The following is a 19,874-nucleotide window of genomic DNA, read 5'->3' on the forward strand; positions in this document are numbered from 1 at the left end:
GTGAGATTCAGGTTAACGTTCCTCTCCGAAAGGAGGGTTAGATAGGCTCTGTTTTCTTCCCCGAGCTTTACCGTCTCCGACTGAAGGGAAGCCCCCACAAGATTAACCCCAAACTTGACGGGGATTTCCCTGGAGTATCTGTACGTCCCGCCGTCATATTTGAGCACGTACTCCAGCCTGTACGTTCCCTCGGGCAGTTCATACCCCACGGGCACTTCAAAGCGAACCAGATTGTCTCCGGGGGCCATCTTGAGTGTTCTGTTTTCGAGGAAGTACACCTTCCCCCCCATGGAAAAGGAGACGGTGGCCTGAATGGTGACGCTTGAGTGCCCTATGTTGTTAACGTGTGAGAACACCACTATGGTTTCTCCGTTAAGGACATAGGAGGATCCGGGACGCTCCTTGACATAGGCATCGGCTACCCCAAAATCCAGGGCCTTTTCGATCACGTGGAGCGGCACGGTGGCGTGAACTATGTACATGGAGTTGTCCGAGGTAAACGCAAGGAAACGAAGATAGAGCGTGTACGTCCCGCCTGAGACATTTGAAGCACAGGATATGTTGTACGACACCGAGTAGGTCTTCTGGGACGACCAGTCGCTGAAAATAGTGGGTGTCAGGGTCAGGTTAAAACCATGGATAACGTTGCCGTTCTCATCTTCCACCCAGAATTTCTGATAGCTGACGATTTTAAAGCTGAAGCCACCGGCGTTTGTCAGCATTATCGTCCCGGTGCTGTAGTCCCCGCGAAGCAGGGAAATTTCGTCATGTGTTGTAAAAGTGACAAACTGGGCGGAAGAACCCGGGAGAAGTACCGTGACCAGAGTTAGGAGGATCAACGTAACCACTGCCTTCCGCATACGTTCCCACCATGTTTAGTTGTGCATTTTCCCATATAAAGGCTACTCTCCATATAACAGGAGAGCAACCCCCAGAAGCATCAAACAGGCGAAAAAGACCATCATAAGCCGATACCAGAGCACTTTAGAAAAGTGAGGGCCTATCACGAGGCCAAGAACGAAGAGCATGAGCCCGTAGAATACTGTGAATATTCCGAGGGCGGTGTTAACTTGAACCCCCATTATCAGGAGAACCCCCAGGAGGGCACCGGCGAGTACGGTAACGTGGGGAACCGTGAACATCAGGTAGTCCCGGAGAACTTTGAGGTCTTCATCCATATCCATCACTCCGCTATAAACGCATATGTCGTTGTCGTTGGGAGGGCTTTTCTGATTTTCGGGAGGAGGTATCTCGGATAGAGCTCCTCTATCTTTTCATCCAGAATATCGTAAGTGCCGAGGATCTTCTCAATGACCTTAACTTCCGTCCTGCCCCTTACCCTGAAGTAGCCCCTGTACAGGGTGCTTATTTCAAGCACTATGGGTATCTTCAGACGTTCCTCTTCCCCCCCATCGAGGAGGGAACGGAGGTATTCCAGCTCGGAGCGCTTGAAGTGGTGATAGCTTCCATCGCGCAGCCTGACCTTCGGCTCCCTTGCCTCCAGCAGCTGTTTCAGGGTAGGCCTGTTTGCTGGAAGGTGGAGGTTTACCCGTGCTATTTCCCTGTTGAGTATGTCCTCAGCCTTTGGCATGTTTGTGCCTACTCACGAATCCAATAAACCTTTGCTTAGCATATATTTGTTAAAATTAGAAAAGATAGGCGGCAAAAATGACATTCTTTTGTCAACCAGCGGGAGTTCAGACAGTATCATCGTCACAATGACAAAAATTCAGTGGAAAGGCTTTTATTGGAATAATCGTTCAATAAAATGGCATTAATACTGAACATTAGGACAATAAAGGGTGATAAATATGAACAGCTTGAGCACGTCTGGAAAGGTAGAAGCCATCGAATCCAGGAGGGTGAGATTCATCCAGCTTATCTTTGTTGACATGAACGGGGTTCCAAAGGGCATGGAGATCCCCATAGGGAGATACGACGAGGCAATAGAAGACGGCATAGCCTTTGATGGCTCCTCGATTCCGGGATTTGAAGGAATAGAAGATAGCGATTTGATTTTTAAAGCGGATCCATCGACCTATGCGGAGATCCCGTGGGAAGGTATCTCAAGGGTCTACGGATACATATACAAGGGCAGAAAACCCTACCCAGCCGACCCCCGTGGTGTCTTAAGGGATGCCCTTAAAGAGCTCGAAAAGGCAGGATTCAGGGCGTATATAGGGCCAGAACCGGAGTTCTACCTCTTCAAGAAGAACGGTTCCTGGGAGCTTCAAATACCCGACAGTGGCGGTTATTTTGACCTCGTGACCCTCGACAAGGCCAGGGGAATACGCAGGGAGATAGCCCTCCACATGCCCTCCCTTGGACTCGTCCCAGAGGTTCTCCACCACGAGGTCGGAAAGGCACAGCACGAGATAGACTTCCGTTATGATGAGGCCCTCAGAACCGCCGACAACATACTCAGCTTCAAATACATTGTGAAGGCTGTTTCCGAGATGCACGGACTTTACGCCACGTTCATGCCAAAGCCCATCTACGGCTTTCCAGGAAACGGGATGCACCTCCACATAAGCCTCTGGAAGGACGGGGAGAACGCGTTCATTGGCGAGGAAGAACTCAGCGAGACGGCGCTTTACTTCCTTGGAGGCATACTCGACCATGCAAAGGCGCTGACGGCCGTAACCAACCCCACTGTGAACAGCTACAAGCGCTTGGTTCCGGGATACGAGGCCCCGGTATACATCAGCTGGGGCTACAGAAACAGGAGTGCGCTGATAAGGGTCCCGGCCTTCTGGGGCAACGGCGCCAGGATAGAGTACCGCTGTCCCGACCCAAGCGCCAACCCGTATCTGGCATTTGCGGCGATACTTATGGCCGGGCTTGACGGGATAAAGAGAAAAATCGAACCCGAAGCATACGTGGAGGAAAACGTCTATGAAATGGATGACTCCAAGAGAGAAAGCATGGGTATAGACACACTGCCGGAAAGCCTTGGCGAGGCCCTCGAAGAGCTGAAGAGGGATAAGGTTGTCAGGGGAGCCTTAGGAGGTGCGTACAGGAACTTCCTGGCATACAAGGAGCTTGAGTGGGAGAGGTATCTCGAGTACCTGGGTGCTAAGGGTCTCCCCGAGGATACGAAAGAGGTAACTGAATGGGAGCTGGAAAGGTACTTCCATGTCTAATGGACCTCTTCAAGCACCTCTTCAACAATGGCCTCCCCGGGCTTTTCTTTCTCCTTTAGGTGTACCAGAGTCGAGCCCCCAATTATGAGCGCCGCCCCGACCAGCTGTTCAACGGTGAGGGTCTCACCAAATAAAAGGAACGCCAGTGTTATCGCCACGACAGGTTCAATCGTGGCAACTATGCTGGCCCTGCTCACTTCGATCTCCCTCAGGGCGTGATTGTAGAGTATGTACCCTAGGAAGGTCGGGAAGAAGGCCAGGGCAAAGAGGTACGGAACCGCACCAGAGGGCACCGAGAAGTCCGAGAAGGGCAGAAGATAAAGCATGCCAAAGAACAGAGTGTAAAAGAGCGCTTTCTCTGGTTCGTCGTCCCTAACGGCGAACTTCGCCAGAACACCGTAAAGGGCGTAGGTCAGACCAGTCAGAAGCCCGAAGATCAGGGCTTTTGTGGAAAACTGGACATCCCCCCAGTTCACGAGGAGAACGCCAAGCATCACCATCCCAAGGGCGGCGATCTTCTCCCTCACCAACGGCTCATTGAAGACCAGTTTCCCCAGGATTATTGAATACACCGGGGCCGTGTAGAGAAGCAGAACGGCAAACGAGACCGACGATATCGTTACCGTATAGAAGTAGAGGGTGTAAAAGAGGAAGATGCTGAAGAAGCCGTAGAGCGCGTAGAACTTAAGGCGGGAGCGCTCAATGGAAAAACCCATGCCCCTCAGCCTGAGATAGACGGCCAGAAGGGCTATGGCGAAAAAAACTCTGTAGAACACCATCGTAAAGGGTGTCAATCCAAAGCCGTCGAGGTATTTGGCAAATATGCCGAGAGTGCCCCACATGGAGGCGGCTAAAAAAACGAAGATATAGCCGCGTTTCATGGACTCACCTCAAAAAATAGGGCCAACTGGAAGGCGTCTCTTGTGTTCGCTGCCCTTTACCAGCTTCTCAACGTATTCGACCCTCTCCAGGGGTATTTTAAGCTCCTCCGCAATTTCAGCCTTTTCCTTCCCCAGATCAACCATGCGCCAGAGTATCTCATCGAGGAGGCGGTAGCTTATTCCGAGCTCGTTCTCGTCGGTCTGGCCTTCCCACAGCCCGGCTGTAGGCTTCTTTTTGATTATCCTCTCCGGGACTCCGAGGAGCTTTGCTATCTCCCAGACCTCGGTCTTGTAGAGGTTTATGAGCGGGGCGTAGTCGCTGGCACCGTCCCCCCACTTGGTGAAGTACCCAGTAAGGACCTCGCTCCTGTTGCTGGTTCCAAGGACGAGGCGATTCATAGCGTTGGCGTGAGCGTACAGCAGAACCATCCGGGTTCTTGCCATCACGTTGCCCCTGCTCTTAACGTCAAGCTCACCGACTGCCCTCTCGAACTCATCCACAATGGACTTTATGCTGACCACCCTGTACTCGATCCCCAGGCTCTCGCAGACGAGCTTGGCATCTTCGAGGTCGCCGTTTTCATAGTACGGCATTATCAGGCCGAGGACCTTATCCTCCCCAAGCGCCCTCACTGCGAGGTATGCAACCGTAGCGCTGTCTATGCCCCCGCTTACCCCAACGACAACACCGCCTACACCAGCTTCCCCGACCTTCTCACGGATGAATCCGGTTATCCTATCGATGGCGGCACCGTAATCAAGCTCCCTCATTTCTTACCCTCCTTCACGTCCTTCAGGAACTGGGAGTAACCCATGAAAGCCATAACAACCCCCACCAGCATCAGCACGAAAGCGAAGACCGAGTAGACCGCGTAGGGGTAATCGACGGCAGTCGCCCTATAGGTATAATTCACGCTTCCGTTAAAAACATATATCACCGGTCTCTCCCCGGGATGGAGTGTTATCTCACGGTTAACGAGGGTGTAGTTCGTCATCCTGGTTCCCTGGATAAGCGAGAGGTTTGCATCGGATGATGAGAGAATCAGGGTTCTGTTGTGGTAGAGATATTCGGTTTCAAACTTATCGTCTCCCAGGTAGTGCATGCCCTCGCCAAGAGTCCCGCTGGCGGAGTAGAATTTGCTAACACGATAAAAACCGGCAACTGATATCAGCAATGCCAGAATGAGCATTACCAGACCAGCCCTCAGAAGAGGATAACCCATCGCGTCCCTGAGCGTTCCCATCTCCATCACCTAGAGAAAGAAAAGGAAGAGGTCAGTACTTGCCAACGAGGTGGCACTCGGCCCAGTGGTTGTGCTCGTACTCGACGAGCTGCGGGTGCTTAGTGTCGCAGAGTCCCTTCTGGGCGTAGATACACCTCGGGTGGAAGCGGCATCCGGGTGGTATGTCGACGGCGTTGGGCACCTCACCCCTGATGGGCAGCTCCTTGATTACGTTCCTGCGCTCCGGCTTGGGCTCCGGAACGGCCGCTAAGAGAGCCCTGGTGTACGGGTGGAGCGGGTTGTCGATGACCTTCTCGACCGGCCCCATCTCGACTATCCTTCCGAGGTACATGACCGCCATCCAGTCGGCGAAGTACCTCGCTGTGGACATGTCGTGGGTGATGTAGAGGTAGGTGACGCCCATCTTCTCCTTGAGCTCCTTCATCAGCTCGAGAATCTCCGCACGGATTGAAACGTCGAGCATCGAAACCGGCTCGTCGGCGACAATGAAGGTCGGATTGAGTATCAGTGCACGGGCTATTGCCACACGCTGCCTCTGACCGCCAGACAGCATGTGTGGGAACCTGCCGACGTAGTCCTCGGGCGGTGTTATCTTGACCATCTCAAGCGCCTTGTAGATGAGCTCCTCACGCTCGGCCTTGGTTTCACCGATGCCGTGTATGAGGAGCGGCTCCTCCAGGATGTCGAATATCCTGAACCTCGGGTTCATCGAACTGAACGGATCCTGGAAGATCATCTGCACGTGTCTTCTGTAGTCAAGTATCTCCTCCTTGGTCTTGACGTTGGTGACGTCCTTACCCTCTAGGTATATCCTGCCGTCCGTAGGCTCAAGGAGCTTGACGATCAGCTTTCCGGTGGTGGACTTACCACAGCCGCTCTCACCGACGAGGGCAAAGACCTGCTGCTTGTATATCTCAAAGCTAATGCCGTCCACCGCATGAACCTTCTTCTGGGGGGCACCCTTGATCGTGTCAATGAAGCCCCTCTTGATCGGGAAGTACTTCTTGAGGTTTTCAACCTTGAGTATTGGCTCCGCCATCTCTCACACCTCACAGCAGCCAGCATGCGGCATAGTGGTCCTTATCAACTTCCTTCAGCTCGGGTTCCTGCTCCTTACAAACCTGCATTGCGTACGGGCACCTCGGGTGGAAGCGGCATCCCTTCGGCGGTGTAATGAGGTTCGGGGGCTGTCCCGGGATGAACTCCAGCTTCTCGACGTCCTCATGCAGCCTCGGTATTGCCGCAAGGAGCTTCTGGGTGTACGGGTGGGCCGGCTCGTAGTAGACCTTCTCGCTGTCTCCTATCTCAACGATCTTACCCGCGTACATTATGGCGACCCTGTCGCTGATCTCGGCGAGGATGCTGAGGTCGTGGGTGATGAATATCATTGAGAGGCCGAGCTCTTTCTTCAGCTTCTTCATGAGGTTGATGATCTGAGCCTGAACAACGACGTCGAGAGCCGTTGTTGGCTCGTCGGCGATAACGACGTCGGGCTCAAGGAGGAGAGCCGTTGCTATGATGACACGCTGCTTCATACCACCTGAAAGCTCGTGTGGGTAACGGTAGACTATCTCGGGGTCGAGACCGACGAGCTCAAGGTACTTCTGGGCTCTGTCGAGGGCCTCATCCTTGCTCATGCCCTTGTGGAGTATCAGCGGTTCGGTCATCTGGGTACCGACGGTGTAGACGGGGTTCAGGGCGTTCATTGCTCCCTGGAATATCATGGATATCTTCTGCCAGCGAATCTCCTTTCTAAGGACGTCCTCCGGAAGGCCGACTATCTCTCTTCCGTCAATCTTCACACTGCCGCTGACTATCTTGCCCGGGGGAGTCGGCATTCCCATAAGGGTAAAACCAAGGGAGGACTTGCCGCATCCACTCTCACCGGCAAGTCCCAGCACTTCACCCTTCCTGAGGTTAAAGGTGATGTTGTCGACGGCCTTGACGACACCCTTGCTGGTGAAGTAATACATCTTGAGGTCTTTAACTTCGAGTACGTTCCTAGCCATTTATACCACCTCACAGCCTCCTGAGCCTCGGGTTGAGTATCTTATCGAGGGCCGTACCTATGAGGACGAAGGTAAGGCCGACGACAGCAATTCCAAGCCCAGGCGGGAGAACCCACCACCAGTAGCCCTTGGTCGTTGCTGACTGTGCCTGAGCCGCATTGAGTATCTGACCCCACGTAACGGCGGTCGGATCACCGATACCAAGGAAGCTCAGCGAAGCCTCCGCGATAACCGCACCCGGAACGCTGAGGGCTATAACCGCGAAGGCATACGGAAGCAGCTGGGGCAGGATGTGCTTGAAGATTATCCTGCCGTTACCGGCACCGAGGGCCCTGGCAGCCTCGATGTACGTCTGCTCCTTGATCTGGAGAGCCATACTCCTCGAAATCCTCGCTATTCCCATCCATCCGAAGATGACCAACAGCAACACTATGAACATTAGGGTTATGTGTCCCATCGTGGCTCCAATGAGGATAAGTATCGGCAGGCTCGGGATTGAGGCAAATATCTCGTTGATACGCATCATGAACTCGTCGGCGTTTCCACCGAGGTACGCACTGGTAACTCCGTAAATGAGGCCTATCACCGTGCTGAGGACAGAGACTAGTATACCAATGGTCAATGAAACTCTGCTACCCCAGATGATACCGGCCCAGAGGTCCCTGCCCAGGTAGTCAGTACCCATGGTTCCGTAGCTCCTTCCGAGGAACACTACCTTAATGTTGTCGTAGGTGATCTGGTTGTCATTGGGGGCAGGGTTGTCAATCTTGAGGATGAGCTTGTAGTCACCGTAAAGGGGCTGTGGGCTCTGGATAATCTGGGTTACGTTCATTCCCGGCTCAACCCTTGCAAACAGCGGGGCAACCATGTCGCTGATGAGTATCGTCTGAAGCGGCACCTCGAACATCGTTATCTTCCTGCCCTCTGTGACGTTGACGAGCCATATGTAGATGTTGGATGAGATCGTGCTGTCCCTTCCAACTGAGATGGTGGTGCTCGAACTGAGGGGCTTGTTGGTGAGGAGCGGCACGGTCTTTCCGTCTGGCCTGAGGAGGTAAACGTTTATGATCGGGGTCTGGGACGGCGAATTAAGCGTCACATTCAGGCCCCTTATTATGATGCCCTGGGGTCCGAGATAATAGCCGTCCGGGAAGGTGTAGTCCGCTTCAACTATGGTTGTGGTATCGTTCGGGTGGGTGATCTTGAGGTCGTTGAGGTAGTAAACCTCCTGGGGAACAAGTTTCTGGGAGGTGAACATGTTGTACCAGGTCGGAGGAACGTTCTTGGGGTTGTCCTCCCAGTATGCGGAGCTCCTCCACTTCTGCGGAAGGTCTGGCATGGTGGTGTATGGTGCGGTAAGTGCGACCAGTACAAGGATGACGAGGAGAATGACACCGGCTATGCCGGTCTTCTCCCTCTTGAATTCTTCGAGGAATTCCTTAAATCCTTCTTTGACGTCGACCCATCTCATCGTGAATCACCTCACATCTTGGCGGAAGCACCGACCTTGACACGCGGGTCGAGGAATCCGTAGATCATGTCGGCAAGGACGACTCCGCTCAGGTAGAGCACTGTGAAGAAGTACGTCAGCCCTATGAGGAGGTTGGTCTCGTTCTGCTGGAGGGCAACCCAGTAGAGCCTGCCCATTCCCGGATAGTTGAAGACGAGCTCACTGATGATTGCACCACCGAGTGATCCAAGGAGGGCGAAGATGATCATGGTAACTATCGGCGGGGCAGCGGCACGGAGGGCGTGACCGTAGATGATCTTGTGCTCGGGGATACCCTTAGCCTTGGCGGCCATTATGAAGTCCTCCTGGAGGGTTCCTATCATGATGTTTCTGGTCGTCCACGCCCAGCCACCGAAGACGACGAAGACGTAGGTGAACACCGGGAGGGCGAGCTTCCAGAGAACGTCCTTAACATGCGCCCAGCCCGTGAGTTGCGGGTCAAACATTGAGCTGAGCGGGAACCAGCCGAGCTTGAATGCGAATATCAGGAGGAACATCATTCCAGTCCACCACATCGGCAGACTGTAGGTGAGCAGTGCGAAGATGGAGAGACCCCTGTCGAAGAGACTGCCCGCGTGCCTCGCGGCCCTAACTCCAAGGAAGATACCTAATATAATGACTATTATCGTAGCCGTCGTGAAGAGCAGGATGCTCCTGGGAACGGCGACCTTGATGATATCGGCGACGTTGTTTGTACCGAAAATAGGCATGCTCGTCGTTCCGAAGTCCAGCCGCAATGTACGCAAAGCCTTATTGTAAACTTTCTGCCAGTAGGGAATGTTCAGTTCATATTTCTCTTCAAGAGATGCCTGCTTTGCGGCCTTGGCCTGTTCAAAGGCCTCTAAACCCTGACTCTGCTTGATTTTAGCACCCTCAGTTCTTTCCCATAGCATCAATTCCTCGTACATCTTGGATCTGTTGCTCTGCTCGGCAACCTTAACGAACAGCGCCGAGATAATAAAGGTCACTATCAACAGGACGAGAATGGCGTTTAGAATCCTAAACACCAGGTACTTTAGATACCCCATTTTTCCACCCCCACGTAGGTTGCTCGTGTTTAATGTATCTTTTTCAGCATTGTAAAACTGACTTTATATATCTTACTGCATAGATGTGCACATTTTCATAGAAGTGCACCGCAGAACTCCGCCAGGGATACCCGGATTTGGGACAAAATTTCAAAAAAGAGGGGAAAGAACGAAACTACTTCACTTCTTCTTGGTGAAGTACCAGGCGGCCGCGGCGATGATGATTATCACCAGGCCGACAACGACGTAGGTGGTGGTGTTGGTTCCTCCAGCCGGGGTCGTGGTGGTCGTGGTCTCGGTCGGGCTCGGGCTGCTGGTTGTCTCGGTCGGGCTCGGGCTGCTGGTTGTGGGCGGCTGGGTGGTCGTGGTCTTGGTTATATCGTCCCAGGTGAGGCCTGAGATCTTGAGCATGACCTTGGCGAGGTCGTCGACGTGCTCCTTGGTGAGGAGGTCGAGCCAGAGGACACCCTCAGCACCGCTGCTGAAGGAGTAGGTCTTGTCGATGCCGTAGTCCTTGCTCCTGGCTACGAGCTCGCCCATGGCCCAGTAGAGCTCCCACGGAAGCTGCGGGTAGAACACGTAGAATCCTGCGGTCATGTCGTCGGCAAGCGGGTGCTCGTAGGTACCGTAGACGACGTAGCCGTCGTTGGTCCACTGCCAGCCAAGGATGCTGGCGAGGGTTCCGGCGGTTCCACCGAGGCTCTCATCGTAGTACGGGTCGTCAGCGCCGTCCTTGTATGCCCAGGTGTAGAGGAACGCGACGTAGTACTTGAGGTCGTCGATGTTGCCCTTAACGCCGTTGTGCCACTCGCCGAAGTCACAGGTGACGGTAACCTTGACCTTGGCGGTCTTGCCAGCGTTCTCGGGAATCCAGCCCTGGGTCTGGTTGTAGATGACCGCATCGTCCGGAACGGTGAACTCACCGCGCTCAAGGTTCCACTTGCACCTGTACGGGGTGACGATACCGTCGAAGTTGGTGGTCGCACCGTAGTCCCTGATGAGGTTCCAGACACGGACGCTGTAAACGTCGCTCAGACCACCGACCGGGTTGAAGGCGCTCATGAACATGGCACCGGTTGAGGCGAACTGGGCGATCTTGAGGTGCTTGTCCGGGGTTTCAGCGGTCATGATGCTCCAGCGCTGGCCGATACCGGTGCTGGCCTCCGGGGTGATCTTAATAACCCTCTGCTTGTTGGCCGGGTAGAACTCCCAAGTCTCGATGAGGAAGACCCTCTCGCTCTCAAGGATGCCTATGAGCATGCTTATCTTCTGGAGGTCCCAGTACTGCTCCTTGGTGGTAATCTTGATCGGCTGCTCAGGGACAAGGTCGGGGTTGAGGTGCGGGGTGTTCTGGGCCTTCTCCTTGGTAATCTCGAAGTAGGTCAGCAGGTAGGTAAGCTCCTCCTCGGTCCACTTGAGCATCGGGCCAAGGCTGTCGGCGCTCGTGTAGTACTCGGCACCTATCTTCTGGAGTCCAGCGTTGACGTCTCCGTTGCCGATGTACTTGAGGGCCTCCTCAACGGTGACGGTGTTAACGTGCTTGGGCTCAACGGCACCCGGAACGTATCCATACCAGGCGGCGTAGAACCAGGCGGTGTAGTCGTCAATCCAGACGCTCGGAATACCGCTGGTACCCCATCCACCGGTGTAGATGTTCCACTCGTAGTTGCTCGGCGGCTTGGCGAAGACGACCTGACCGGCCTTCTGCCTGTCCCAAAGGAGCCTGTCAACCTTGAAGCCAACCTTCTTCTCAAGGAGGTCGGCGACATAGAGACCGATGTCCTTCCTCTCGTCCTCGATACGGATGATGAACTTGACGGTAACCGGCTGGCCATCGAAGTACCACATTCCGTCCTTCTTCTCAAGGGTGTGGCCGTACTTGGCAACCTCCTGGGCAGCCTTGTCCATGGCGCTGGCTATGATCTTAAGGGCGAGCTCCTCGTTGCCAGCACCGCTGAGGCCGAGGGCCTTGTAGACCGGCTCGAAGTACTTGTCGGCCGGGTGGCTCGGCCTGATACAGCCAAGCATCGGGGCACCGCTACCCTGGTAGATGTTCTGGACGATGTAGTCCCTGCTGATGAGCCAGTTCATGGCAAACCTAACTTCCCTGATGGCGAAGGGGTTGAAGTAAACCTGGTCACCGACGGTGACGATCGGAGCGTCCTTGTCAGGGTCGTGGTAGGTGTTGAAGGTCAGCTCATTGTACGAGCTGGCACTCTTGTACAGGTTGAGGTTGGCAAGAACGTCCTCACCAAGACCCTGGTACTTTCCAGCCGGGAAGGAGAACATACCAAGGTCGTACTCACCCTTGGCGATCTGGAGGATAACGTTCTCAGGGTTCTGGACACCCTGGTACTCAATAACATCGGCATAGCCGTCCTTCGGAAGGGTGTCGGTGTAGATGGTCCTCGGGCCGGTGAACTTCTCAAGCTTGAGATAGAGGTTCTCCGGGGAGTACATGACGAGCATGTACGGACCATTGCTGATAACGAAGTGGCCGTACTTGAGGTACCACTGGAGGTCGGCCTTGAAGCGGGCCTTGGCCTCGTCGCTGTTCAGGGGTATGTCCTTGGGGGTGTAGTCAGCCGCGCTGACTGCATGGACGGCAAAAATACTAAACAACATCAAGCCCATAATAAACAATCCCAAAGCCTTCTTCATACTCCACTGCCTCCTTCACTTTTTGGCAATGTTGCCACATATGGTGTATAATGGCATGAAGATATACATTGAAAGCCTATTTAAGGGTTACGTTCTTGTAAAAGTAGTGGCTTTAGAAAAGCCCCCTACAGACTCCAAAAGATTTCATAACGCCTACTTATCTTCCAATAGTATCTTGCGTTGTCAACGATGCTTAAATTCAAAAAACAAACTGAAAAAAGCCACATAATGAACTAAGAAGACAGTAGATAGTTGAGGAAAGCCGTAAAAATCGTTAGCACCCACTTTTTTGCTTCAAGTTGAGGAATTGTATGCAAAAAACTTAAAATGGAGTAGCATCCACTCCAGTGCGGGCGCTATGTACGACCTTGTCCTGAAAGGGAAATTCTTAAAGGGTAGGAAACTGATAGACGGGAGCATAGCGGTTCTTGACGGCAAAATTTCCCGAATATCTATTGGAGAATTAAAGGGAGAAGAAACGATTAAGATTGAAAGCGGAGGGGTCATTCTTCCGGGTCTCATAGATGTTCACGTCCATCTCAGGGATTTTCGGCAGCGTTCCAAAGAAACCATCCGAACCGGCACCATGGCGGCGCTCCACGGAGGCATAACCACGGTTTTTGACATGCCAAACACCGATCCGCCGGTACTCGACTCACAGACATTCAGGAGGAGGGAAGAAGCGTTCCGGGGCATGGCATATACGGACTATGCGCTAAGTTTTCTCCTGAGCGGCAACTGCGACGAAGCCAAAAAAGCCCAGGCGGACTTTTACAAAATATTCATGGGCGCCTCAACCAGCGGGATTTTTTCCAGGGACTTTGAAAGCGATTACTCCTGTGCCCCAAAGACCGTCAGCGTTCACGCCGAGGACTCCGAAGTGATATTAAAAAACCCGGAGAGGCCTCCCGAAGCCGAGGTTCGCGCAGTCCAGAGGGCCCTACGGGCGGCAGAAAGAATCGGGAAACCTCTCAACGTCTGCCACGTCTCAACGGCCGAAGGGACAAAGGCGATACTTGAAGCCGGCCTGCCGTGGGTGAGCTTTGAGGTAACGCCCCACCACCTCTTCCTCACACAGAGGGACTACGCGAGAAATCCCCTCCTCAAAGTTTATCCGCCGCTGAGAGGCGAGGGCGATAGGAGGGCGCTCTGGGAGAACTTTTCACGGATCCCGATAATTGCGAGCGACCACGCGCCCCACACGCTTGAGGACAAGGAAAAAGGCTCAGCTGGAATACCCGGTCTTGAGACAGAGGTGGCACTCCTTCTCGATGCCGTAAACAGGGGCATGCTGGAGCTCCGGGACATAGTGGAAAAGATGCACTGGAATCCAATTAGAATATTTGGAATAAGGAACAAAGGGCTGGAGGTCGGGAAGGACGCGGACTTTACCATTGTCGACATCAAGAGGGAGTGGGCAGTCAAACCAGAGGAATTCTACACGAAGGCCAAGTGGAGCCCGTGGGAAGGGCGAAAACTCAGGGGAAAGGTCGTGATGACGGTTCTGCACGGCGAAATAGTTATGGAGGAGGACGAGATAATCGGAAAGCCCCGGGGGGTTAGGATAAATGCTGGAAAGGGTTGAGCTCAGGGAAGGTTGGGATGTTGCAAAGGACGTTAAAGCCTTCCGCTTCGATAGGAGGCTAAAATTCACCGCAGGCCAGTTCATCATGGCCTGGCTTCCCGGCGTTGGGGAAAAGCCCTTCAGCCTGGCCTGGAAAGACCTCATAGTGGTCAAGCGCGTTGGCCCCTTTACGTCGAGGCTCTTCGAGCTTGAGGAGGGGGACCACATCTGGATTCGCGGCCCCTACGGGAGGGGCTTCGAGCCGAAGGGGGAGAGTGTAGCCCTTGTAGGTGGGGGAATAGGGATACCTCCGCTCTACGCCTTCGCGAGGCAGAACAAAGATAGGTTTGAGAACGTAACTCTGATCTACGGCGCCCGCTCAGAGGACGAGCTCGCACTGATGGACATCGAGAACTACGTGGACGAAGTGGTTATCACGACCGATGACGGCTCGGCCGGAAGAAAGGGCTTTCCCACGGAGGTTCTCGCCGAAAGAAAGGGCGAATTTGACGGGGTGTATGCCTGCGGCCCGGAGCCGATGCTGAAGGCAGTCCTTCGGGTGATGGACTATGAGAAAGTTCAGGTCTCAGCGGAGCGCTACATGAAGTGCGGTATAGGTGTCTGTGGCTCCTGCAACCTCGGGAAGTACCTCGTCTGCAGGGACGGCCCGGTTTTCAATGGTCTCCAGATGAGGGGACTGCTCTGACCAGTGAGCTTTTTAAACCCCTTTTCTCCGTTTCGGCCGGTGAGATAATGAAGAGGATGAGCTGGGAGGAGTTCGCGAGGAGCATGGGGGTCGAGCCCCAGATCCTTGAGAACAGAGAGGCGAGACTGTTAAAGAAGTTCGTGATGGATTTAAAGTTCCCCACTCACTGTCAGGGCTGTCAGGGGCTGGATTTGGGCAACCCGAATCCCGTCCACCACCCGAGCTACGAGCTGACTCCGGCATGCAACCACGACTGCGTATTCTGCTACTCGAACGTTGCGGTCAAGCTCGGGAAGGCCCCGAAGCCCGGCTACTACGGCTGGGACAGGCCTTACGCGATAACTGTGTCACAGTACGGAGAGCCGCTGCTCAGCCCGCGCATAGTCGAGGTCAACAGGATGCTCAGGGAGAGGTTCCCGGGGGCAAGGCTCGACCTGCAGACCAACGGCTCGCTTCTGACCGAGGAGCTGTGGGGCAAGCTGGACTTTGACCTGGTGATGATAAGCCTCGACGCGGCAAGCAGGGAGAAGCATCTGATGATAACCAACGCCGACACCTTTGAAAACGTAGTGAACGCGCTTAGAATAGTCGGTTCAGACAAAAGCGTCCGCTCGATCGTCAGGACGATATTCATGCCCGGCATAAACGACGAAGATATACCCAAGATAGCCGAGCTGGCCGCCTCGCTTGGTGTGGACGAGATGATGCTCCAGCCCCTCACAATACACGAACTCAACGTCGAGAGGCTTAAGAAAGCTGGGCTGGATTTCGAGAGGGCCGAGAGCATAAGGGAGTACCTGAAGACGGCGATGGAGGCAGGGCAATACATCGACGTCCGCATAAGCGGCTGTCAGCTGGCGATATACAGGACGATGGACCCGCTGACGCTCTTCAGCGCGAGGCGCGTTGCCAGGGACGTCGCACCAATAGTAAAGAGGAAGCGGGCGGAGATAGAGGAAACCTGCGACGGAGCGTTCAGGGCCAGCGTCGAAGGGCTAAACATGGAAGAGCTAGCGTCAGAGCTGAGCGCCCTGGGGGTTGAATACACGATGAAAAAAGGCACCCTCAGGTTCAGGGACGGAAACGCGGAGGTTATGGTCTTTAAAAGCGGGAAGGTGCTGATAAAGGGCGTTGGGGAAGAGAAAGCGAGGGAGATTTACAGCAGATATTTCAAGAGCAACCTGGATTAACCCATAGTCCTAACTGCACAGCTCCACGGCCTCTTTGGAACGCTGGGAAGAGAAGCGTTAAATACTCCCTCCCCCAATTTTTATAGCTGGGGATGGTTATGATACGCGAGATACTGGCCCTCGTGTTTCTGACGGCCTTTCTCTTCATCAACCTATCCCTGATGCTTATGCGGGTTTTCGGCAGCCTGGCCGGAATGACCTGGAGGAAGGTTCTCCGTCTTGACATCCCGAAGAACGAGAAGAAGGGCTGGGAAAGAGCCTTTACCCTTATCTGGCTAGCCATTGGCACATGGGCCGTTCTGAAACTCTGGGACTGGAGCCTAACCGGCCTGGTGGCGTCTCTCTTCGGCTTCCTCGCCTTCAGGAGCGGGGCGAATATAGCGAGAACCCTCGTCTACGGTCTCCATGATCAGAGGATAATCGAAGAGTATACCGAAGACAGCAGGCTTCTGGGAATAGTGGGAACGGCCACCAAGCTGTCGATACTTCTGGAGACCGTTTTCGTGGTGGCCTTCACCCTCGCGTACAAGGCGCTCTCGGTGACGCTGAGTCCGGGCGGCATGAGCGCTAACACATTCATCCTCTCCCTGTGGCTCGCAGGCCTTGCCTTCGGCGCACTCTTCGGCTGGTTCATAGCTAGGAACAACCGGGGAATACTCCTCCAGAATGCCATAGCAGTCGTCGGATTCTTTGCAACCAGAAAGGGCAAGAAAAAGACGGACGAGACGATAGGCAGGGCCAGAAACACGACCAAAAAATTGAAGTCAGGGTTACCAAGGCTGAGAAAATAACCTTTTTAAAATCCGCCTCTTTTCTCCCACCATGCTCAAGTGCTCACTCTGCACCCACGACGAGAGAACCGCGAAGATAGACATAATCGACGGCAGGCCAATCTGCAGGGAGTGCCAGGTTTATCTGAAGCATCCCATCGATAGGGAAAAAATCCGCGCCGAACTTGAGGAGCTTATGAAGAACGTTGACAGGGCAATCGTCGCATACTCCGGCGGCAAGGACAGCACTGTTGCGCTGTATCTGGCAAAAGAGGTCTACAAAGTGCCGGAACTGGAGGCGGTGATGGTCGACCACGGGCTTATGGCGAAGGAGGCCATAGAAAACGCGGAGAGGATTGCCAGGGCACTTGACGTTCAATTCACGGTTCTGCGCTACGATTACTCTGACATTTTCCGGGAAGCCCTTCTCAAGGGGGACTCCCCCTGCAGGCGCTGTTCCAGGAGAACCCTGAAAAGGCTGCATAAATACGCCCTCAGAAACGGCTACCGCTACATAATCACCGGCCACGAGCTCCCCTTCGGCCACCACCCATACAGACCCATGAAAGGGGGGATCACTCAGATAAGGCTTCTCTCCATGATGCCCGAGAAGGAGAGGCTTGAGCTTCTCAAAGGCCTTCCCTTCGAATTCCCGGAGTTGCCGGGCTATACCACCAACTGCCTCGTCCTCGGGCCAGCACTTGAGAGATACTGGGAAAAACACGGCCACAGCTTCGAGCACAGGAGGATAGCGGCGCTCGTCAGATACGGCCTCATGGACAGGGAGAAGGCGGAGAAGGAGCTGTCAAAACCCAGTGTCCCGGAGCTCCAGAGGAAGATTGTTATGCAACGTTTAGGTCTTGGATGAATCCTCAGCTACATTCACATTAGACCTGAGCACGGAAAAAGAGTTCCTAACGTAGTGAATCGTCCGAAAGAAGCGTCAGTCCTATGCTCACCAGAACTATTGCAACCGAGGGCGAGAGCGGCCACCACCAGAGGGTGTAGATGGCGTTCTGGGTAAACGCTTCCGCCACAAAGGAGCCCCAGTTGACTCCTGGAATTATTCCAAACAGGCCGAGTATGGAGACAACGGCTATAATCTGGGCGAAGAGGAGCGTGGAGTACGAAAGGACGTACGGAATCACAGCCTTCATAATATGTCTGAGGATTATAGCCATATCCCCTGCCCCCAGCGCCCTGGCAGACTCTATGTACTCCTGAACTTTCTCGTGCATGACTATGCCCCTAACGGCACTCGCAAATCTGCCGACGAGAAGCAGGGACAGTATGACCGCCAGTTCAGCCGTCCCCATCTCACGCTTTCCATAAAAGCCCGTTGAAGACAGCACGAATATAATCACTATCGCCAGAGGGAGGTAGGGGATAGAGTTCAGGGCCTCAAGCAGAACGGAGAGGGCATCCCCAAACCGGCTCTCATAATAGCCGGAACCTATACCCAGGAGAACACCGATCAGTATAACTAGAACCGTCGTCAAAAACGCCAGAACCAACGTGTTGACGGTCGAACCGACGAAGCCGACCCAGAGGTCTCTGCCCTTGTAGTCGGTACCGAGAACTCCGTAGGTGTCCCCTATCAGCTGCACCTCGACGCTGGCAGGGTAAACCTGAATGGTGTAGTTTCCGGGGAGGGGGTTGCGGTTTTCATCCATAAAAAGCGCCTGGGTGGGTGTGATGAACGCAAGGTCCTCCCGTCTAAGGCCAAGCACCCGGAGGGCAAAGCGCCTCGCCTGGAGGACGAGGTCTATGTTTGAGTTCATGCTGGTTGTTCCGTTTATCTCGCCACTCAGCCGGACGACCTTACCATCTGGACGGAATATCGTGACCGAAACCTCTCCGTTTCCCCAGAAAATCATGTTGACGGGAGCCTTTCCTGTTACAATGTACTCAGTCTGCCCCCTGAACTGAACCGACTTCGAAGAGTCACCCAGCCACAGGGGTTTGGCGCCCCGCGGGTAGTCGACCCAGAACAGATAGTTATCCCAGTTTCTGAGCTTGGTCTTATCGAGTGTGGCGTAGGAAACGGCCGTGAACAGGAAGAACGCCGCCAGCAGCAGTGCACCCACTTTTCTCCTCCTCATCCCATCCCCCTCGGCTCAAGTATTATGGAGAGCACCTCAACCGCAATTGAGACCACAAAGTTCAGGAGAACGAGCAGTGTGACGATGAAGGAAAATGTCATCGCATAGAAAAACACGTTGTCGGGGGTTATGATGAGCGTCGAGGCCAGCAGTGTCCCAAGGCCGTTGAGCCTGAAGAGGTAGTCAACGACGAGAACCAGCGTTTGAATTTCAATGAAGTTCTGAAGCCAGATGTGCATGACCGGCACTATCGATGCCCTGATAACGTGCCTCTTAACGCGGCGTTCGGGCAGTCCCATGGCCCTCTTTGCTTCAACGTACGGCTGTCCGAACTCTTCCCTCATAACAACGGTTATGCCCTCCGCGAGTCCCCACGATGCCACTAGGAGCACCGAGAGAACGGGAAAGATAAAGTAAGTGAGCATCTCCCAACCGGAGCCTTTGAGGCCGTTGGCAAGCTCCGAGGGTATCGGGGAGTATATTATGAGCAGGAAGAAGAGGACAACGAAGAACCATACGGGGATTCCGTTGAAAGTTCTGGCCGCCATCTGAAGGGACGTGTAGAATCTCTCGCTTTTCACTGCCTTAAACGACAGGAGGAGCGCAAGGAGAACGACAGAGACATCCGCGAGAACGAGAAACAGGAGAGTCCGGTACACATGCCCCCATGTGGGGCGCACCATGCCGTAGAGAAAGCTCCGCGAGCCCTGTGATCCGGAGAGCCCAAGGATGTCCCGTACAGTTGCGGCCATGTACTCCAAACCCACCTGCATGGAAGACTTGGCAAGCTCGGGATAGGTATTCGGGGCAATGTACCTGACGTAGTACTCAACTGGGTCCATGCCCAGTCTTTCTGCCGCGGCTATTACCTTCCCCGCGTTGGGATTGTACTGGAAGAAACTAACCGCCTCGTAGTACGCCCTCTTCTCCACAACGCCTTTTATGGCATACCCGAGCACAACGGCTACCAGCAGGGTTACTATCGCGTATCTGAGTACCATCCTCCCCAGGGACAAGGACACACCCCCTCAAGGAGGCGCACGCGGTTCTAACTCACAACGGTAAA

General features: G+C 54.2%; 17 protein-coding genes and 2 pseudogenes. 6 read left to right on the plus strand and 13 right to left on the minus strand.

The genetic code is table 11. The annotated features are described in order from the left end of the window. The 3 genes and pseudogenes from F7C11_RS03705 to F7C11_RS03715 all read right to left on the minus strand — a co-directional run. A pseudogene (locus F7C11_RS03705) lies at window positions 1-860 on the minus strand (hypothetical protein); the annotation flags it as partial. A gap of 42 nt (window positions 861-902) precedes the next feature. Next, a complete protein-coding gene (locus tag F7C11_RS03710; RefSeq protein WP_297091088.1) occupies window positions 903-1,184 on the minus strand; it encodes a hypothetical protein in 282 nt (93 codons plus the stop codon). Then, on the minus strand, window positions 1,184-1,591 hold the full coding sequence (locus tag F7C11_RS03715) for a DUF61 family protein (RefSeq protein WP_297091090.1): 408 nt from the start codon (window positions 1,589-1,591) through the stop codon (window positions 1,184-1,186). Before F7C11_RS03715 ends, F7C11_RS03710 begins: the two co-directional genes overlap by 1 nt. A gap of 220 nt (window positions 1,592-1,811) precedes the next feature. Here F7C11_RS03715 and glnA point away from each other — a divergent pair, with 220 nt between their 5' ends. Further along, the gene (gene glnA, locus F7C11_RS03720; protein WP_297091092.1) at window positions 1,812-3,143 is read left to right on the plus strand and encodes a type I glutamate--ammonia ligase; all 1,332 of its coding nucleotides are present in this window, start codon (window positions 1,812-1,814) and stop codon (window positions 3,141-3,143) included. Here the strand turns inward: glnA and F7C11_RS03725 are convergent. From F7C11_RS03725 to F7C11_RS03760, 8 genes are all read right to left on the minus strand, one after another. Beyond that, window positions 3,140-4,024 (minus strand): EamA family transporter, encoded by an 885-nt coding sequence (locus F7C11_RS03725; protein ID WP_297091094.1) that lies wholly within the window; start codon window positions 4,022-4,024, stop codon window positions 3,140-3,142. The two genes, glnA and F7C11_RS03725, sit on opposite strands and share 4 nt — an antisense overlap. A 9-nt stretch (window positions 4,025-4,033) precedes the next feature. Continuing rightward, window positions 4,034-4,795 (minus strand): NAD+ synthase, encoded by a 762-nt coding sequence (locus tag F7C11_RS03730; protein ID WP_297091096.1) that lies wholly within the window; start codon window positions 4,793-4,795, stop codon window positions 4,034-4,036. Beyond that, window positions 4,792-5,274 carry a hypothetical protein gene (locus F7C11_RS03735; RefSeq protein WP_297091099.1) on the minus strand — a complete coding sequence of 161 codons (483 nt, stop codon included), beginning with the start codon at window positions 5,272-5,274 and terminating at the stop codon, window positions 4,792-4,794. The genes F7C11_RS03730 and F7C11_RS03735 overlap by 4 nt, the downstream gene beginning before the upstream one ends. A gap of 25 nt (window positions 5,275-5,299) precedes the next feature. Next, window positions 5,300-6,307 carry an ABC transporter ATP-binding protein gene (locus tag F7C11_RS03740; protein WP_055429941.1) on the minus strand — a complete coding sequence of 336 codons (1,008 nt, stop codon included), beginning with the start codon at window positions 6,305-6,307 and terminating at the stop codon, window positions 5,300-5,302. 10 nt (window positions 6,308-6,317) lie between these two features. Beyond that, the gene (locus tag F7C11_RS03745) at window positions 6,318-7,277 is read right to left on the minus strand and encodes an ABC transporter ATP-binding protein (protein ID WP_297091104.1); all 960 of its coding nucleotides are present in this window, start codon (window positions 7,275-7,277) and stop codon (window positions 6,318-6,320) included. 10 nt (window positions 7,278-7,287) lie between these two features. Continuing rightward, window positions 7,288-8,748 carry an ABC transporter permease gene (locus F7C11_RS03750; protein WP_297091105.1) on the minus strand — a complete coding sequence of 487 codons (1,461 nt, stop codon included), beginning with the start codon at window positions 8,746-8,748 and terminating at the stop codon, window positions 7,288-7,290. Between the two features lie 11 nt (window positions 8,749-8,759). After that, complete coding sequence (locus F7C11_RS03755; protein WP_297091108.1) at window positions 8,760-9,815, minus strand: ABC transporter permease; 1,056 nt, start codon at window positions 9,813-9,815, stop codon at window positions 8,760-8,762. A 180-nt stretch (window positions 9,816-9,995) separates the two neighbouring features. Further along, the gene (locus F7C11_RS03760) at window positions 9,996-12,440 is read right to left on the minus strand and encodes an ABC transporter substrate-binding protein (protein ID WP_297091110.1); all 2,445 of its coding nucleotides are present in this window, start codon (window positions 12,438-12,440) and stop codon (window positions 9,996-9,998) included. A 394-nt stretch (window positions 12,441-12,834) separates the two neighbouring features. Here F7C11_RS03760 and F7C11_RS03765 point away from each other — a divergent pair, with 394 nt between their 5' ends. From F7C11_RS03765 to F7C11_RS03785, 5 genes and pseudogenes are all read left to right on the plus strand, one after another. After that, entirely contained in the window at window positions 12,835-14,061 is a 1,227-nt protein-coding gene (locus F7C11_RS03765; protein ID WP_297091112.1) for a dihydroorotase, read from the plus strand. Continuing rightward, window positions 14,045-14,746 (plus strand): dihydroorotate dehydrogenase electron transfer subunit, encoded by a 702-nt coding sequence (locus F7C11_RS03770; protein WP_297091114.1) that lies wholly within the window; start codon window positions 14,045-14,047, stop codon window positions 14,744-14,746. The genes F7C11_RS03765 and F7C11_RS03770 overlap by 17 nt, the downstream gene beginning before the upstream one ends. Before the next feature lie 47 nt (window positions 14,747-14,793). Then, window positions 14,794-15,690, plus strand: a pseudogene (locus F7C11_RS03775) (radical SAM protein); the annotation flags it as partial. Window positions 15,691-16,028: 338 nt separating this feature from the next. Next, window positions 16,029-16,727, plus strand: coding sequence for a hypothetical protein (locus F7C11_RS03780; protein ID WP_297091117.1), 699 nt, complete (start codon window positions 16,029-16,031; stop codon window positions 16,725-16,727). A 31-nt stretch (window positions 16,728-16,758) separates the two neighbouring features. Continuing rightward, window positions 16,759-17,574: a 7-cyano-7-deazaguanine synthase gene (locus F7C11_RS03785; protein ID WP_297091118.1), complete on the plus strand. Its 816-nt coding sequence runs from the start codon at window positions 16,759-16,761 to the stop codon at window positions 17,572-17,574. 46 nt (window positions 17,575-17,620) lie between these two features. Here the strand turns inward: F7C11_RS03785 and F7C11_RS03790 are convergent, their stop codons facing one another. Together F7C11_RS03790 and F7C11_RS03795 are read right to left on the minus strand one after the other, a co-directional pair. Further along, complete coding sequence (locus tag F7C11_RS03790) at window positions 17,621-18,808, minus strand: ABC transporter permease (protein WP_297091121.1); 1,188 nt, start codon at window positions 18,806-18,808, stop codon at window positions 17,621-17,623. Then, window positions 18,805-19,824: an ABC transporter permease subunit gene (locus F7C11_RS03795; protein ID WP_297091123.1), complete on the minus strand. Its 1,020-nt coding sequence runs from the start codon at window positions 19,822-19,824 to the stop codon at window positions 18,805-18,807. Before F7C11_RS03795 ends, F7C11_RS03790 begins: the two co-directional genes overlap by 4 nt. Between the last annotated feature and the right edge of the window lie 50 nt (window positions 19,825-19,874).

The sequence above is a fragment of the Thermococcus sp. genome, assembly GCF_015521605.1.
GTDB lineage: Archaea > Methanobacteriota_B > Thermococci > Thermococcales > Thermococcaceae > Thermococcus.